At 48.6% G+C, this 17,113-nt stretch carries 13 protein-coding genes; 4 read left to right on the plus strand and 9 right to left on the minus strand.

Annotation, left to right across the window (positions count from 1 at the left end; genetic code table 11):
- Window positions 1-11: 11 nt before the first annotated feature.
- Window positions 12-602: a DUF799 family lipoprotein gene (locus HZB61_16105; protein ID MBI5058135.1), complete on the plus strand. Its 591-nt coding sequence runs from the start codon at window positions 12-14 to the stop codon at window positions 600-602.
- 82 nt (window positions 603-684) lie between these two features.
- Window positions 685-3,498: a hypothetical protein gene (locus HZB61_16110; protein MBI5058136.1), complete on the plus strand. Its 2,814-nt coding sequence runs from the start codon at window positions 685-687 to the stop codon at window positions 3,496-3,498.
- 124 nt (window positions 3,499-3,622) lie between these two features.
- Here HZB61_16110 and HZB61_16115 read toward each other — a convergent pair whose 3' ends face one another.
- From HZB61_16115 to HZB61_16125, 3 genes are read right to left on the minus strand one after another with little or no spacing between them, the layout of a single operon-like run.
- A complete protein-coding gene (locus HZB61_16115) occupies window positions 3,623-5,011 on the minus strand; it encodes a sigma-54-dependent Fis family transcriptional regulator (protein ID MBI5058137.1) in 1,389 nt (462 codons plus the stop codon).
- Window positions 5,001-7,220 carry a PAS domain S-box protein gene (locus tag HZB61_16120; protein ID MBI5058138.1) on the minus strand — a complete coding sequence of 740 codons (2,220 nt, stop codon included), beginning with the start codon at window positions 7,218-7,220 and terminating at the stop codon, window positions 5,001-5,003. Before HZB61_16120 ends, HZB61_16115 begins: the two co-directional genes overlap by 11 nt.
- Window positions 7,220-8,134 carry a phosphate/phosphite/phosphonate ABC transporter substrate-binding protein gene (locus HZB61_16125; protein ID MBI5058139.1) on the minus strand — a complete coding sequence of 305 codons (915 nt, stop codon included), beginning with the start codon at window positions 8,132-8,134 and terminating at the stop codon, window positions 7,220-7,222. Before HZB61_16125 ends, HZB61_16120 begins: the two co-directional genes overlap by 1 nt.
- A 157-nt stretch (window positions 8,135-8,291) precedes the next feature.
- Here HZB61_16125 and HZB61_16130 point away from each other — a divergent pair, with 157 nt between their 5' ends.
- Window positions 8,292-9,617 carry a hypothetical protein gene (locus HZB61_16130; GenBank protein MBI5058140.1) on the plus strand — a complete coding sequence of 442 codons (1,326 nt, stop codon included), beginning with the start codon at window positions 8,292-8,294 and terminating at the stop codon, window positions 9,615-9,617.
- Window positions 9,618-9,621: 4 nt separating this feature from the next.
- Window positions 9,622-10,644 carry a hypothetical protein gene (locus HZB61_16135; protein ID MBI5058141.1) on the plus strand — a complete coding sequence of 341 codons (1,023 nt, stop codon included), beginning with the start codon at window positions 9,622-9,624 and terminating at the stop codon, window positions 10,642-10,644.
- A 107-nt stretch (window positions 10,645-10,751) separates the two neighbouring features.
- Here HZB61_16135 and HZB61_16140 read toward each other — a convergent pair whose 3' ends face one another.
- The 6 genes from HZB61_16140 to HZB61_16165 all read right to left on the minus strand — a co-directional run bounded on the left by HZB61_16140 (window position 10,752) and on the right by HZB61_16165 (window position 16,824).
- A complete protein-coding gene (locus HZB61_16140; protein ID MBI5058142.1) occupies window positions 10,752-12,077 on the minus strand; it encodes a S41 family peptidase in 1,326 nt (441 codons plus the stop codon).
- Window positions 12,078-12,124: 47 nt separating this feature from the next.
- Entirely contained in the window at window positions 12,125-13,300 is a 1,176-nt protein-coding gene (locus tag HZB61_16145) for a peptidoglycan DD-metalloendopeptidase family protein (GenBank protein MBI5058143.1), read from the minus strand.
- A gap of 22 nt (window positions 13,301-13,322) precedes the next feature.
- Entirely contained in the window at window positions 13,323-14,207 is an 885-nt protein-coding gene (locus tag HZB61_16150) for an ABC transporter permease (protein ID MBI5058144.1), read from the minus strand.
- Window positions 14,204-14,866, minus strand: coding sequence for a cell division ATP-binding protein FtsE (gene ftsE / locus HZB61_16155; GenBank protein ID MBI5058145.1), 663 nt, complete (start codon window positions 14,864-14,866; stop codon window positions 14,204-14,206). The genes HZB61_16150 and ftsE overlap by 4 nt, the downstream gene beginning before the upstream one ends.
- 157 nt (window positions 14,867-15,023) lie before the next feature.
- Entirely contained in the window at window positions 15,024-15,998 is a 975-nt protein-coding gene (locus HZB61_16160; GenBank protein ID MBI5058146.1) for a transketolase family protein, read from the minus strand.
- Window positions 15,991-16,824 carry a transketolase gene (locus tag HZB61_16165; protein ID MBI5058147.1) on the minus strand — a complete coding sequence of 278 codons (834 nt, stop codon included), beginning with the start codon at window positions 16,822-16,824 and terminating at the stop codon, window positions 15,991-15,993. The genes HZB61_16160 and HZB61_16165 overlap by 8 nt, the downstream gene beginning before the upstream one ends.
- Window positions 16,825-17,113 lie beyond the last annotated feature (289 nt).

Below are 17,113 nucleotides of genomic sequence, written 5' to 3' on the forward strand. Positions count from 1 at the left end.
GGAAACCGTTTATGAAAATGAGGAGCATCATCGCAGTTCGAGGGAAGATTCTGATGATTTTAATGGCCGCATTTCTGGTCTCATGCGCCTCCGCCAAACCGGCTGATATTTACTTTGATCAGAACATGGATATAAGTGCGATAAAGACCGCTGCGATCATGCCTTTTGAAAACCTCACAAGAGATCAAATGGCAGCGGACAGGGTAAAAGACGTCTTCACCAACATGCTCTTGTCCACCGGTGAAATTTATGTGGTACCGCCCGGGGAGGTCAAACGCGGCGCCGTATTGATAGGCATTGCCAATCCAACGACCCCGTCCAAAGAGGAGATCGTAAAACTGGCCTCCCTCATAAAAGTAGACGTGGTAATTACCGGGGTGGTGAGGGAGTACGGGGAGGTGCGGTCAGGGACAACCTCAGCCAATATTGTTTCCATAAGCCTGCAAATGATAGAGGGACAGTCCGGCAAGATCGTATGGACGGCAACCTCTACAAAGGGCGGCATAAGCATGAAAGACCGGCTTTTGGGCGGCGGCGGCAGGCCGATGAACGACGTAACGGAAGAGGCTGTAAATGATATCCTTAATAAATTTTTCCGGTAGAGCAGCAGTTGCGTAATGCGTAATAGGTGAAAAGAGCCTCTCATAACGCATAACGCATTACTCATAACGGCTTTAACAAGTTATGGCAATATTAAAGACAACCTTCTCTAAAGTAATTATAGTTATTGCGGGTTTTTTCCTGCTGTCAGGTTTTGAGTCTCCTAAAAAACCTGCGCTTACTATTGTCCCCCCTCTCACGATTGACTCTTTGACATCTGATAAAATCGCGCCGCAGACAGTAAGGACCGCGATCAGGTGGACAGTCCAGGCAGCAGGAGGCACAGGCCCCCGCACATACGAGTTCCACACGCTAAAAGATAAAGTGGACAAGTTAGTGCGGGCAGGAGAGTCACCCTCCTGGGAATGGAAGCCGGGCAAAGATGGCCTGTACAAGGTGAAGGTTGTGGTCAGGGACTCCGCAGGCAATACAACGGACAGCGGGTGGTCTGATGAATATGAAATAGCTCCTGAGCTTCTGATTAAAGAAACGATCTTTGACAAGCCGCCTCCGCAGGCAGCAAAGACGACCGTTGTCCGGTGGACCGTTAAGGCGGCCGGCGGCGCAGGAGACCGCACATACGAGTTTCACACGTTTAAAGATAAAGTGGACAAAGTAGCGCAGACAGGCGCCTCATACACCTGGGACTGGAAGCCGGGCAAAGACGGACTTTACAAGGTGAAGGTTGTGGTCAGGGACTCTGCCGGCAATACAGCGGACAGCGGGTGGTCTGATGAATATGAGATAGCGCCTGAGCTTCAAATTAAAGAAACAGTCTTTGACAAAGGGCCGCCGCAGGCAGCAATGGCGGCTACTATTCGCTGGACCGTTAAGGCAGCGGGCGGCGTAGGCGATCATTCATACGAGTTTCACACACTTAAAGACACCGAAGACAAAGTAGTCCAGACGGGCGCGTCATCTTTCTGGGACTGGAAGCCGGACAAAGAGGGACATTACAAGGTGAAGGCTGTGGTCAGGGACGCGCTTGGCAACACAGTGGACAGCGGCTGGTCTGAAGAGTATGAGATAGCGCCTGAATATAGAGTGAATGAGCTGGCCCCTGACAAGCGGTCTCCCCAGGCAGCGATGACTGCCATCAAGTGGTCAATTCTGGCAACGGGCGGCGCGGGCCCCCGTATATACGAGTTTCACATACTTGAAGATAACGATGACAAAGTTGTGCAGACAGGGGCGTCATCCTCCTGGGACTGGAAACCGGAGAAAGCGGGGCATTACAAAGTTAAGGTCATAGTCAGGGACATCTTTGGTAATACCATGGACAGCGGCTGGTCTGCTGAATATGAGGTGGCGCCTGAGCTTCTTGTTCAGGGAACGATTTTCAACAAGCCTCCTCCGCAGGCAGCAATGACAACCACTATCCAGTGGACTGTCAGGGCAACGGGCGGTGTTGGTGCCCATACATACGAGTTCCACACGCTTAAAGATAACGATGACAAAATAGTCCAGACGGGCGCATCCTCTGTCTGGGAATGGAAGCCGGACAAAGAGGGGCATTATGTGGTGAAGGTTGTTGTCAGGGACGCGCTTGGCAATACGGCTGACAGCGGCTGGTCCGCTGATTATGAAATAAAGCCTGAGCTTCTAATAAAAGAAACAGTCTTTGACAAGCCTCCTCCGCAAACGGTTGAGATGACCACCATCCAGTGGACTGTTAAGGCAACGGGCGGTGTTGGCGCCCATACATACGAGTTCCACATGCTTAAAGATAACGATGACAAAATAGTCCAGACGGGCGCATCCTCTGTCTGGGAATGGAAGCCGGAGAAGGCGGGGCATTACAAGGTGAAGGTCATGGCAAGGGACGCTCTTGGCAATACGGCAGACAGCGGCTGGTCTGCCGGCTATGAGATAAGAGAGCTTATTTATGCTATGCTCGCTGCGCTTCCAATTGAAAACCTCAGCGGAACAAAAGCGCCGGTCAGAAAGATCGGGCAAACATATAAAGACATTCTTAAGAATAAGGGATTGAATATCCTTGATGATGAGGCCCTCGAGGGATTCATGACTAAGCACCGCGTGCGCTATATAGGGGCGTTAGACATAGAAACAGCCGGGAATTTCAAAAAAGAACTTGGCATTGACGCTGTCCTGGTCACCTCCCTTGAGCTCTATGATGAAAGTTATCCGCCCAAGCTTGCCATAATATCGAGGCTCGTCTCGACCGGGACCATACCGGAAATAATGTGGATGGACAGCGCGGTATTGTCAGGCGATGATTCCCCTGGAATTCTCGGTCTTGGTTTGATTGAAGACCCGCGGACACTTCTTGAAAAGACCCTTCAAAAGCTTTCACTTTCTCTTACAGCATACCTGTCAGGCCCGGGAAAAAGGGTTGACGACCGGGAGATAAAAACAAGTTTGCTTCCGAAGATATTTTACCGCTCCCCTCTTCTGTCTTCCGACATGAAATACAAAATAGTGGTTATGCCGTTCATTAACAAGAGCGAGAGAAAGAGCGCCGGAGACATCATGGCACTGCATTTTGCCGAGCAGCTTGGAAGAGTTGAAACCTTCGATGTAGTAGAGCCGGGACTGATCAGGCAAAATCTCCTCTCACTAAGAATTATAATGAATGAAGGGCTGTCATTTGAGAACGCGGGGCTTATCTTCAGCACCCTCGATGTTGACGCCGACCTTATTGTAACCGGGACCGTCCTTGACTACCAGGACTATCAGGGCACCGAAGGCGCGCCCAAAGTGGATTTCTCCATCGTAGTTATCGAGAAGAAAAGCCGCGAAGTGGTGTGTACGTCAAAGAGCTACGCAAGGGGAGATGACGGGGTCTTCTTTTTCGATAAAGGCAAGATCAATGCAGCCCACGCAATGGCGTCAGGGATGACCAAAGCCGTCGCGGAGATGATGCTGAGGGAGCAGTAACCATTTCATCGTTAGCCGCTGATTTGCACAGATTGACACCGATTTTCAAAAAGCACAAGAAGGCATGAAATAACAATAAGTTTTTTCCTATCAGCGGCTATCTGCGGCTAAATGATTTTTGTATTTACGCTATGCCGTATTTCTTTAAATGCGACCTGAAGGCGTCGTAGGTCATATTCAGGAGTTTTGCTGCCTGCGCTTTATTATTGCCTGACTTTTCGAGAGCCTGCATGATGAGGTCTTTCTCAAGATCGTCAATGGACAACCCCGATTCGGGGAGAGTAAATTTCCCGCCGGCGGGCTGTTCCTGAAACTTTGCCGGACCGGTTATCCAGTGCGGCAGATGTTCGGGCAATATCAGGTCAATATTTTCCAGCACCACAAAACGTTCAAAGAGGTTCTTCAGCTCCCTCACATTTCCCGTCCAGCTGTAAGAAAGAAGCAGCTTCTCAGCTTCGGGTGAGATCTCTATGGTTTTCTTCTTATTATATTTCCTTGCAAAGAGCGACAGGAAATGTCTGGCAAGCAGCGGTATGTCTTCCCGTCTCTCCCTTAGCGGCACGATATGCACATAGAAGGTGCTGAGCCTGAAGAACAGGTCTTTCCTGAATTCGCCTTTCTCAACCGCCTCCTGCAGGTTCTTGTTGGTTGTGGCCAGGACGGTCACATCAATGGGGATGTCCCTGTCTCCGCCGATGCGCCTTATCATCCTCTCCTCAAGCACCCTCAGCAGTTTGCTCTGGAGTTCAAATTTCATGTCTCCTATTTCATCAAGCAGGATAGAGCCTCCTTTTGCCATCTCAAACAGTCCCTTCCTGTCGGCCTTCGCGTCCGTAAAGGCGCCTTTTTCATAGCCGAAGAGCTCGCTCTCAAGAATGGATTCCGGAAGGGCGGCGCAATTGATCCAGATAAACGGCGCATGTTTTGAGTCGGTGTCCCTGTACATCAAATGATGGATGTTCCTTGCGACGATCTCCTTGCCGGTCCCGCTCTCCCCGGTGATGAGGATCGTGGAAACGCGCGCCTGCGCCATCTTTTCCATTTTTGAATATAATGTTTTTATCGCAGAGGATTCCCCGATGAAGTCCCTCTCGAAGGTCTCGGAATAGACCTTCCTCAGGTAAGCCACTTCCTGCTTAAGGTTTTCCTTTTCAAGGGTGTTGCTAATAACGATCTTGACTTCGTCTATATCAAAAGGCTTTGTAAGATAATCCACCGCCCCGAGCTTCATGGCCTTTACGGCTGTTTCCGCTGTATCGTCCGCGGTGAGCATTATGACCTCTGTGACCAGCCCCTCTTTCTTGATGTCCTGAAGTATCTCGATGCCGCTTCTTTCAGGAAGCCTGATATCCAGGAGCACGACGTCGGGGGCCCACGACCTTATCTTTTTGATTATGTCTTCGGTCCTGTTTTCAGTGCGCACTTCGTAGCCTTCCTTCTTCAGCACCTTGTTAAGCATCGAGAGAATAAGCTCATCGTCGTCCAGAATAAATACCTTTCCTTTAGCGCTCATGCTGACGTTCCCCTTCCATTTTTTTAACGGGCAGGCTTATGCGGAATGCGGCCCCTCCAGCCGGTGTGTTACCCGCGGAAATTTCGCCTCCGTGCTGCTCAATGATCCGTCTGGCAATAGTTAAGCCCAGTCCGGGGCCTTTAGACTTTGTGGTAAAGAACGGCTCAAATATCTTGCTCAAGATATTCTCGTCGATTCCCGCTCCGGTATCGGACATCTCGATTATTACGGCGTCCCCTCCTGCATCATAGGAGGTTTTGACTGTAATGGTCCCTCCTCCCTTCAGGGCGTCGCCTGAATTGAGCAATATGTTCATGAACGCCTGCTGAAGCTGCAGCGGGTCGGCCATTGTGTGAGGAATATTTTCGCCGAAATCCCTCACGATATCTATTATCGCTGTGACATTCGATGAAAAGACAGGCTGCTTCAAAGAAAAGTCGATGGTCTTGTTGATGAGCTCATTTACATCCATGTTCTGCAGGCGCAGCCTGGGAGGCTTGGCAAAACCTAACAGGCTCTTCAGCAAGAAGTCAATGCGTTTTATCTCATCAATTGCCCTCAATACCGTGACCCTGTCCTCCTCCGAGGCGTGCAGCTCTTCCATCAAAACTTCCACGGATATTTTTATGCCCGCAAGGGAGTTTTTAATTTCATGCGCCAGTCCCGCGGCCCATTCCCCGACCAGCCTCATCTGCTCCGCCTTTTTCAGGGCCCCATCAATCTTTCTGCGTTCGGTAATGTCCGTGGCGATCTCCATCCTGACAAGCCTGCCGTCTATCCACTCGATCGCGTTGTCGCGGATGTCATACCACCTGCCGTTGATGGTGTTCTGGAATTCCCAGTGACAGACGCCGGCGGGATAGCCTTCGGGGGTAAGCAGTTTATCGCTCGTACAAAAACTGCACGGCGCGGATTGGCCTCTCTGAAAAGCCTGCCAGCATATATCGCCTTCCACATCGCCGAAGATCTTTCTCGCGTAATTGTTCATATATAAAATCTCATACGTCTTCATATCGCTGACATATATTATCGCATCAATGCTGTCCAATACCGTAGTGAACATTATATGGGACCTTATAATGGCGTCCTCTGTCTCCTTGCGCGCCGAGATGTCCCTGTCAAAGGCCATGATATATTTGTGTCCCATATACTCGAACAGTCCTGCGCTTATCTCCACGGGAAACAGGGTGCCGTCTTTTTTCCGGTGAAAGATTTCAGCCTTTACCCACTCCCCGTTTAATAGCCGTCTTATGCGCTCCGGGGCATCTTTTGCGGCATCATGAGCGTCAAGGTCTTTTACAACGCTGAGCTTCAACAACTCCCCGGAGGTATACCCGTGCATTTCCGCTGCGGCATGATTGGCGGAAACTATCCGGCCCATATTTTCCCCCTCGGCCTCCATTATAAAGATGGCGTCCCCCGCGCTTTCAAAAAGCGTTTGATACCGCTTCTCGGTTTCCCGGATCTTCAGCATGTATTCCTTCAGCGAATTGGACATCTCATTGAAGGAAGACGCCACTTCTCCAAACTCATCTGTCAGCCCCTCTACCTTATAACCAAGGTCCCCGGCTTTAAGCCTTCTCGTTGCTTTCAGAAGCGCATTGACAGGCCTGGTAAAAGCCCTTAAAAAGATAAAGCCTGCCACTCCCGCCCAAAAAGGCATTACGGTCACAAGGATGTAGAGTGTGGTTTTTGTGCGGGATATTTCCTTCAGGGAGGCTTGCGTCTTGCTCTCAAGGCGGGAGCTTGCCATCACGATCATATCATTGACTTTTCCAACAAGCTGCTCCCCTTTCCTGTAGGTCTTGTCTTCTTCTTCATTCAGCCTACGGGCATCCGACCTGAGTGTGAAAAGCCTGCTTATATCGTGCTTATAACCTTCCACATCACTCCTCAAGTCTTTGAGTTTGAGCTCCACTTCCGGGGTATGATGGCAGTCAAAGCAGGTGTCCGCCATATGTTCCATGTTTCTTACATTTGTAATGACGTCATCCATGCTTTTTGCATATCTGGTGTTTTTAAGGTTGATGTCGGACTGCACCTTTTTTATCTGCAGCAGCAAATGCTCTCTCAGTATCTCCACCTGGTGGAGCGTTATCAGGTTGTCCAGCGTAGCAGTCGACGATTCGATTGAAGCTATTATGGATACACCTGCAACCAGCAATATGAGGGAAAAAATACTTAAACCTATGATGATCTTTTTCTTCATTAATCGTCCAGATAATTATTAGTCGAAGGGGCCGGATTTATTTCTTTCATGTATTCGTATACGCCTTTGTAATCGGTATCCTTTGTCTCGACGAAACTTGATGCGCCGAACTTTTTCAGCACAACCATTGCGTCTTTATCGTCGTGCATGTTCAGCAGGGCCTCTTTCAGTTTACTTTTGATCGAGCTGTCGAGGTCTTTTCTCACGGCCAGTCCGTTTTGAGGCACATGGTTGGACTTTGTAAGAACAACCAGCTCGTCCGCTATCCTCTTGTCTGAATCCGCAAGCTGGTAGAATACGGTATTCTTAGTGGCCCCGATGTCCGCCCTTTTATTCAAAACGTCATAAACCGCATCTTCATGAGTGCCGGTGAAATAGGCCTCTTTAAAATAAGCCTTGTAATCCTTGATCCCGTTCTCTTTAAAGAACACTAGAGGCAGAAGATACCCGGCAGTTGTAGATTTGTCGACAAACGCAAATGTTTTGCCCTTCATGTCTTTTGCGGTCTTGATGCCGCTGTCTCTCCTCACAAAGATCAAGCCGCAATAAGTTGAATCGCCGTTAAAATCTTCAGGCCTGGCAACGGGCTCGACCCCAAGTCTTGCATGTGCAAGCACATAGGTGAAACTGCCGAAGAATGCGCCGTCAAGATGCATGGAGGTAAAGTTATCGACAATGTCCCCGTACCGGGTGAGGACCTGAAACTCTATCTTAACGCCGGTCTTTTTGGAGAGATAATCCGCAAGAGGTTCATACCGGCTCATCTGATCAAATATGTCGCGCTCGGGAACAAGGCCTATTAATAATTTTTTTCCTTCAGAGCTTTTGGTGTCAACCCGGGAGGACTTCTCTGTCCTGGAGCAGCCGGCAATGACAGTCAGGCAGAGGCACAATACAATGAGCGGCTTTCTCATGCGGATAAATTTTCCAGTGTTATGGATGATAAACTTTTTCAGCGCTATCCCTAAGCGCTGTTTTAATGTATCAGATTCTTAATTATTAAATCCATCTTACTTCATAAATTGTCTTGCGGTCAGTGGTTTGTTATACTGTTATTATGGGAAATTGCAAATGATCGCAAGAGTAAACAGAAGGCCGGCTGTTGCTTTATTCAAGTCCGATTCCCTCACATCCCTGATTCTTGCCGTCACTATAATATCCATTATCACTTTGCCGCGCTTGTCATGGTCTTCTTATATTTATTCTGAAATTCTCCCCCCCGGCTGGGCAGAGGCAGAGGCACATGACATAAACAATGATGGGATAGTTGCGGGGTCCGGCAAAGACAGCTCCCGCACTTCAAAGGGCTTTATATACAGGAGCGGGACCTACAAGACAATAATCCCCCCTGGATGGGAGGAGTCGTATGCACACGGCATAAATGACAGCGGGACGGTTGTAGGGCACGGCCTTGACCATGACTATAAAGGCTTTATATATGATGACGGCACATATACCGAAATCCTTCCTCCAGAATGGCGCGAGGCGTATGCTTACTCTATTAACAACAGCGGCGCAGTTGCGGGATACGGGCGTAAAACAAAATTTTACAACGGTTTTCTATACCGCGGCGGTAAGTATACGGAGATCCTGCCGCCGGGCTGGCGTGAAGCGTATGCTTACTCTATTAACAACAGCGGTGAAGTTGCCGGATACGGTCACGATGAAAACAACAAAGTCAGGGGATTTATTTATAGTAACGGGAAATACACAACTGTGCTGCCTCCGGGCTGGGTTGAGGCAAGGGCACTTGATATAAATGACAGCGGCGCGGTTGCGGGGTTCGGAATCGACTCCGGCAATAATTCAAAAAGCTTCATTTACAAAAAAGGCGGCTACACAGAGATACTGCCTCCGGGCTGGCAATCCGCGGAGGCCTACGGCATCAATAACAGGGGGGTCGTAACCGGAAGGGGAAGCTACAAAGGCGGCGGCATGATCGGCTTCATATATGACGGTGTTTCCACTTCCATACTGCTGTCTTCCGGCTGGCAGTGGGCGCAGGCATACGCCGTCAACGACCTCGGCGAGGTAATAGGGTTCGGCTCTTACGGCTCCGATAATAGGGGTTTTATTGCAAAAGGAATTCCGAAAATAACCGTTAATCCACTGGTCATTTTCTTTAGCGGAAAGCTGGAAGACCAGTCCGTAACAGTAAAGAACGAGGGAAGCGGTGAACTCGTTATTGGGAAGATCACGCCACCTCCTTCCCCCTTCAGCATAAAAATTGAAAATTGCTCAGGACGAACATTGGCCCCGTTGGAAACCTGCACAATTAAGTACGGGGTGACCCTTGGACCGGAAAAGATCGCCCCTTCCACATCCGATGTCCCGTCCAATGATCCAATACAAAGTATTGTGACTGTGACCCTTGGCGTGTTCATTGAGTCAAAGTGAGGCAATGACGATAAGCAGGACCTGTTTCATCATTGTATTTTTCCTGGCTCTCTCTTTGAGCGCTTACGGTAATCAGAACAGCATCACAGTGAATTACCCGCCTGACAAAACTATTATGGAATTCGGGCCCGTGGCCATTTCCCTGACCGTCCCAAAGGGCTCCGCAAATTTAATTAAAGTAGCTGTAAATGATGACGAGAAACTAAAGATCATTCCTGAAAGAGAGTTTGTATGTTTTTCAGCGCCATTAACACCGGGCATAAACCGGATAAACATCACAGCGGTCAAAGACAATATCACTGTAGACAACATTACATTCGAAGTGTTCCGCAGCTCAGAGCTTCAGAGCGTATTTAAAGAGCCGCCGGCCGGTTTTCAGAAGGATTATTTTCATATGAAAGACCACGAGCAATGTAAGGCGTGTCATAAACTTGAGCCTGGGGATGCCGACAGGAAGCCGGTAAATATCTCCGGCTTTCGCGCGAAGATTTTTAAAGACAACAGCATGTTTGCGGGGTCCACATGCTACTCCTGCCACAAAGGGCTGACATCATCTCCGTTCGTTCACGGCCCTGCCGCTGTCTGGAGCTGCCTTAGCTGCCACGATGCTGAATCCAAACAGGTGTATTCCGTAAAGAAACCTGATACCAAGATATGTTTCGGCTGCCATGTAGAGCAAAAGGAAGACTGGTACAGCAAAAAGTATTTTCACGGGCCGTTCAGCGTGGGGAAGTGCGCAATATGCCATAACCCTCATTCAGATGAAAACCCGTTCAATCTTATCAAACCGGCATGGGAGCTATGTTTAAGCTGTCACCCTGATAAAGGCGGCGGCGAACATATAATTGCGGGATATTTTTTTAATATAACTTATCACCCGACACATGGAAAACCCGACCCGTTAAGAAAAGGTCAGGAGCTTTCATGCTCGAGCTGCCATAACCCGCATGCTTCCGACTCGCCGAAACTCTGGAGACTGAATGTCGGAAGCGGCTTTGAGCTTTGCAGGAAATGCCATACCGATTAAGCCTTCTTCATCACTTTTTCTGATAATTATTGTAAGAGGATTTCACATAATAAAAAAAGCCCCGTTATCAACGGGGCTTTTTTTTATTTATGAATGTATGGGACCCGTTAGCCAGCCTTGGGCAGTTCTTTAAATACCTTCCATGACTTCAACAGATCCAGCGCGCGCTGAAGCTGGATATCATCCTTTTCAGAAACCTCGGCGGGTATCTCAGCCGCCTCAGTATCTTTTATTTCCTCGGTCTCGGTATCTTTGTCCTTTGCAACATCATTTTTAAGATGCTGTTTGAGGTCTTTTTCTCTGATGACGGGATGGGTTTTGGTCTCTTCCTTTATCTCTGGTTTGACGACGATATCTGGCGTAATGCCGGTCGTCTGTATGGATCTGCCCTTAGGAGTATAGTATCTTGCAGTTGTCAGGCGCAGGGCAGAGCCGTCGCTTAAAGGAATGACGGTTTGGACCGAACCCTTTCCGAATGTCTGCGTTCCAAGCACTACGGAGCGTCCCCAGTCCTGCAGGGCCCCGGCCACGATCTCAGAGGCGCTGGCGCTCCCTTCATTTACAAGCACGATCATGGGGAAGTCATAGTGTTTGCTGTTGTTGACGGTATGGAATTCCTGTTTGTCGCCGGTCCTGCCTTTGATGTAAACCACGAGTTTCCCCTCAGGCATGAACTGGCTTGAAACTTCCACCGCGCTGTTTAGGAGGCCGCCCGGATTGTTCCTGAGATCAAGCACCAGCGCGTTCAAATTGTCCTTTTTAAACTTGTCCAGTGCATCAGCAAGGTCTGACGCGGTCTTCTGCTGAAACTGCGTTAGTTTTACATAGCCGTATTTTTCATCAATGATCCTGGATTTTACGCTCTTGAGCTGGATGACGTCCCTGACAATGGTGAAGTCCTTTGCCTTGTCCAACCCTTCCCTTAATATCGTGATTGTAACGGATGTGCCTTTGGGGCCTCTCAATTTTGTCACCGCGTCCTGAAGGGTAATGTCCTGCGTGGATTCATTGTCTATTTTAATGATCTTGTCTCCTGACTTGACCCCGGCTTTATAAGCTGGCGTGTCTTCGATGGGGGCGATGACGGTCAGCATTTTATCTTTTATGCCGATCTGGATGCCGAGCCCCGAGAACTCTCCTTTTGTGTCGATCTGCATTTCCTTAAAGGCCTCGGGAGGAAGAAACGAGGAATGCGGATCAAGAGAATTGAGCATGCCTTTGATTGCTCCGTAAACAAGCTCCTTGTCATCCACCTCTTCAACATAATTCTGCTTTACTATCGAAAGTGTTTCGGCAAAGGTCTTCAGCCGCGCATAATGCACGTCTTCCCCGGCGTCTACTTTCTCTAAGAGCATTCCCTTACCGAGCAGAAACCCGGCAAAGGCGATTACAATGACTGACATCCAGACAAACGTCTTTTTACTTCTGAACATTCTTCCTCCTATATCTTTAACTCGCAGTAATATCTTCATGCAAAATACTATCTGCCCTTTTTCTTTAACCATTGCAGGGGGTCAACAGGTTTTCCTTTATGCCGTATCTCAAAATAAAGGGTAGGGACATTCGACAATCCTGATTCACCTATCTTCCCGACCGCAACGCCTTTTTTAATTATATCACCAGTGTTATGAAAAATCTCCGACATGTGGCCGTATAAGCTATGATACCCGCTGCCGTGATTTATTATCAACAGCAGGCCGTATCCCTTGAACCAGTCGGCATAGACGACTTTGCCGTCAGCCACTGCCTTGGGTTCGCTCCCTTTATCAGTCTTTATCTCTATCCCGTTTTTAAAAACCGCGATGTTGTACTGCGGGTCATTGTATTTACCGAACGGTACAATAACTTCACCTGTGATAGGCCAGGGGAGACGCCCCTTCAGCGCACCGAATCCGTTTCCAACTGCCGCTTCCTCAGGTTTTTCCCTGTCAAGGCTCTCTATCATCTCGCGGAGCTTCTCGGATGATTCTTCAAGCTCTTTAATCATTTTTTCATAAGAGCTTCGCTTGCTTCTGACTGATGCAAGAAGTTTGTCCCTCTTTTCCCGCTCTGTTTCCAGTTCCTTTGTCTTCTTTTCAAGATTGTCCTTGCTTGCCTGTAGGTCTTTCTCCATGGCCTCCAGATCGCGCTTTTTCAGGTTGACCTCATTCAGCCCGCTGCTGAAGGTCTTCATAAGCCTGTTGTCCTGATATGCGACAAGACTTACGTATTTGGCCCTTCTGATCAGGTCCTGGTAATCTTTTGCGGTGACAAGAAGAAGGGCCTTACTGCTGTATTGCTGTTTATAGAGCGCCTTCAGCCGTTCTTTTAAATGCTGTTTCTTCTGCTCCAGCTTTCCGGTCAGGGTCATGATCTCGTTCTCGAGGCCTTTTATATTCAACTGTGTTTGTAATATGCGCTCATCGTAATGCTTCATCTCATTCTGTTTCTTTTTGACATTTTTATTTATCCCCTCAATCTCCGACAGGACGGACTTCTCTTTTTCTATCACTTCCTTTACTTCCTGCTTTTTCTTTTTCAACTGTTCTTCAACTTCTGAGAGCTGTTTCTTGGCGTTGGCGGCATGAAGAAGTGAGAAGTGAGAAGTAAGAAATGAGAAGACAAGAAAGCAGGAAATAAAAAGTAAGATTTCAATCTTCCACTTCCTACTTCCCATTTCCTACTTCCCACTTTCCATTTTAGTATCTTATCTTCCCGACGGCGATGAAGCTTCCTATGAAACCCGTTACCGCTCCTGCAAGCGGCGCGGGCACATAGACCTTCAGGGGGAGATATAGCATGATCGCGCTGACTGACGGCAGATAATCAGGGGCCTTATGAATTACAAAAGCGTATAAGCCGTAAAGCACAAGGGAACTGGCTGCGCCGCCGAGGACCCCGATAAGAAGCCCTTCAAGTAAAAACGGCAGTCTTATAAAACTCCTTGTCGCCCCCAATAATTTCAGCGTTTCAATTTCATCTTTCCTTCTGTAGAAGAATATCTTGATGGTGCTGTAGGTGACAAACACAATGGCGATAAATACCGCGCTGCCCAGGAAAAGCGAGCCGATCTTCAAAACGCCGGAAAGGGTATTGAGGGATGACAGCCATTTTTCGCCGTACTCCACATCTTCCACGCCGTTCATCTGTTTTATCTGCTCGGCCTTCCGTTCTACAAGCTCCGGCTTCAGCGCCTCCCTTTTCAGCGACAGTTCGAATGAAGAGGGAAGGGGGTTGTTTTCAAAGCCTTCAAGGATTGAACTGTTTGGGCCAAGCGCCAGGCGGAGCTCCTGCAGGGCCTGCTCTTTAGGTATGTATTTTATTGCCTCGACGTCAGGGTCTTTCTCAAAAATATTTTTTAACGCGTCCTCTGATTCTTTGCTCAAGCCGTCTTTCATATATACAACCAGTCCAAAATCCCTGGACCAGCGTTTTAGCACGAAATCAATATTTAAGGTAATTGTCATAAACGCGCTCAGTATCAATAAGCCGATGCTGATGGACAGGACGGTCAGCAGGTTTATCCATTTCTCATGCCAGAGACTCCTCAGCGCGGTCTGGAGCGCAAAAATAAAAATTCTCACTCGATGGTCTCCTTTTCAATATGGGTATCTCTTAAATGAAACACCCTCCTGCCCGTGCCGTGGAAAAGGGCATCGTTATGAGTCGCAATAAGAACAGTGGTCCCCCTCGCGTTTATTTCCTTGAACAGGTCCGTGATCGTCTTTGATGTCTCGGCGTCAAGGTTTCCTGTAGGCTCGTCCGCAAGAAGAACAGTGGGCTTTGACACCATGGCCCGCGCAATTACAACCCTCTGCTGCTCTCCGCCTGAAAGATGAGGGGGAAAAGTGTTCGCCTTGTGCGATATTTTTACTTCTTTAAGCACGGCACTTACTATTTCCTTTATCTCCTTAGGCGGCATGTCGTGTATCCTCAATGCAAGGGCCACGTTATCGAAGACCGTTTTATTTGAAAGCAGCCTGAAATCCTGGAACACTATGCCGACGTTGCGCCTTAAATACGGGATGGTGCCCTGCTTTAATTTCCCGACGTCCCAGCTTGCAACAACTATCTGCCCCTGGTCGGGACGCTCCGCGCAGTAGATTAGTTTGAGCAGGGTTGTCTTTCCCGCGCCGCTCGGGCCGGTTATGTAGGCGAGTTCACCTTTCTCAATGGTGAATGAAATATCTTTAAGAACAACATCTTCATCGTAAAATTTCGAGACGTTTGTAAACTGAATCATATTTTCATATTCGCCGCAGATTACGCAGGGTTTATGTTACATAATCATCCACAGATTACACAGATTAACGCAGATGTTATTAAAGATCATTGGTTCTCAGCTATTTTCCATCTGTGAAATCTGTGGACAGTCTGTTTTCATTCTCTGTGTCTTCAGGTTAAATTGCATTTTTAACCGTCTTCACTATGTCCTCGGCGGTCAGGCCGTGGATTTTTAAGAGTTCATCCGGGCTGCCTGAACAGCCGAAGGTGTCGTTAATGCCGATACGCTTTACCGGGACAGGATGGTTCTCTGCTAAAAACTCACACACTGCGCCGCCAAGCCCGCCGATTATGGAATGCTCTTCCGCTGTTACAATGAGCTTTGAATTTCTGGCAGCCTTCAACAGTGTTTCCCCGTCAAGGGGTTTTATGGTAGACATATTTATAACACCTGTATCAATGCCGTCTTTTGATAAAATATCTGCCGCCTTCTTCGCAATTGCCACCATTATCCCGGCGGCGATTATGTTGACGTCTTTTCCAATTTTAAATGCGAAGGCCTTGCCGATCTTGAATTTGTAATCATCCGGCATGACGTACGGGACCTTCGCCCTGCCGAGCCGCACATACACCGGGCCTTTGAAATCCGCAACAGCGTTGATTACTGAAGCTGTTTCAGCGGCGTCCGCGGGCACTATCACCGTCATGTTTGGAAGCGCCCTCATTAAAGCTATGTCTTCAAGCGCCTGATGCGAGGCCCCGTCTTCGCCTACTGTTATGCCGCTGTGGGTCGCAACGAGTTTGACATTCGTATTTGAATAGCAGACAGTCAACCTTATCTGGTCCCAGGCCCTGCCTGTTTCAAACACTGCGAAGGTTGACGCGAAAGGCACCTTTCCCGTCAATGAAAATCCCGCGGCAGTGCCGACCATGTCCTGCTCCGCAATGCCCATGTTGAAGAACCTGCCGGGGAATGCCTTTGCGAACTTGGCTGTCTTGGTTGACCCCGAGAGGTCGGCGTCAAGCACTACAATGTCTGAACGTTTCTTACCAAGCTCAAGCAGTGTATCTCCGTATTCATCGCGAGTGGCCTTCGCTTTTTTCTCTGAGCTCTCTGCCCTCTGCTCTTTGCTCTCTGCTCTTTCACCCATTGTGGATCTCCTTTACCGCTCTTTCGTATTCCTCAGGCGTAGGTGTAATTCCGTGATATTCTACTTTATCTTCAAAGAAAGATACACCCTTTCCTTTAGTCGTATTCGCGATTATAACAGTGGGCTTGCCCTTGACGCTTTCCGCCTCATTAAGAGCGTTCAGGATCTTCTCCATGTTGTGTCCGTCAATACCGATCACGTGCCAGCCGAACGCGGCCCATTTGTCATGTATCGGGGCAATGCCCATCACCTTCTGGACCGGCCCGTCTATCTGCAACCCGTTGTTATCAACCACCGCGCAGAGGTTGTCGATCTTATAATGGGCCGCGGTCATTGCGGCCTCCCATATCTGTCCTTCCTGTATCTCTCCGTCGCCCATGACGCAGAAGACACGGGCAGGATTATTATCGAGACGCAGGCCCAGGGCTATTCCGTTTGCAACTGAAAGCCCCTGGCCCAGGGAACCTGTTGAGACCTCCACCCCGGGGAGACTTGTGCAGCACGGATGGCCCTGAAGGGGGGACTCGACCTTTCTCAGGTTGTCGATAACATCCATCGGGAAATAGCCTGCCTCCGCCATGATCGCGTAGAGCAGGGGTGCCGCGTGTCCTTTTGAAAGGATGAACCTGTCCCTGTTTTTCCATGAGGGGTCCTTGGGATTGAAGTTCATCTTTGAAAAATATATTGCCACTGCTACATCAACTGCCGACAGCGAACCGCCGGTATGCCCGGAGCCTGACTTTGTCAGCATATGCAGGATATGAAGACGTATTTTCTTTGCAATGTGCTTGAGTTCCTTAACATCGGTGACTTTCCCTTTTGTCATTACGCTCATAAATCTTCTCCTTGTCTTTTATAGTGGATCATGTCTGAAAGCAATGTCTCGTCATAAGGTTTGGCTGGAAACTAATCTAATCAGGAATCAATAACCGGATAATTATAAAATTTAAGGGTAAGCAGAAGCAAGGATTGCCCTGTTAGCTAAAGTTCAAAAGTGCACACTTTAAGAATTAAAAGTGCACACCTTCAAGGTCCTTGTTTTTGACGTTCTGAACGTCGAGCAAATTTCCGTTGCACCAGAATCTGACCTCAGACAATGTATTATTCAGTGGATA

The organism is Nitrospirota bacterium, from assembly GCA_016214845.1.
Lineage (GTDB): Bacteria > Nitrospirota > Thermodesulfovibrionia > UBA6902 > UBA6902 > SURF-23.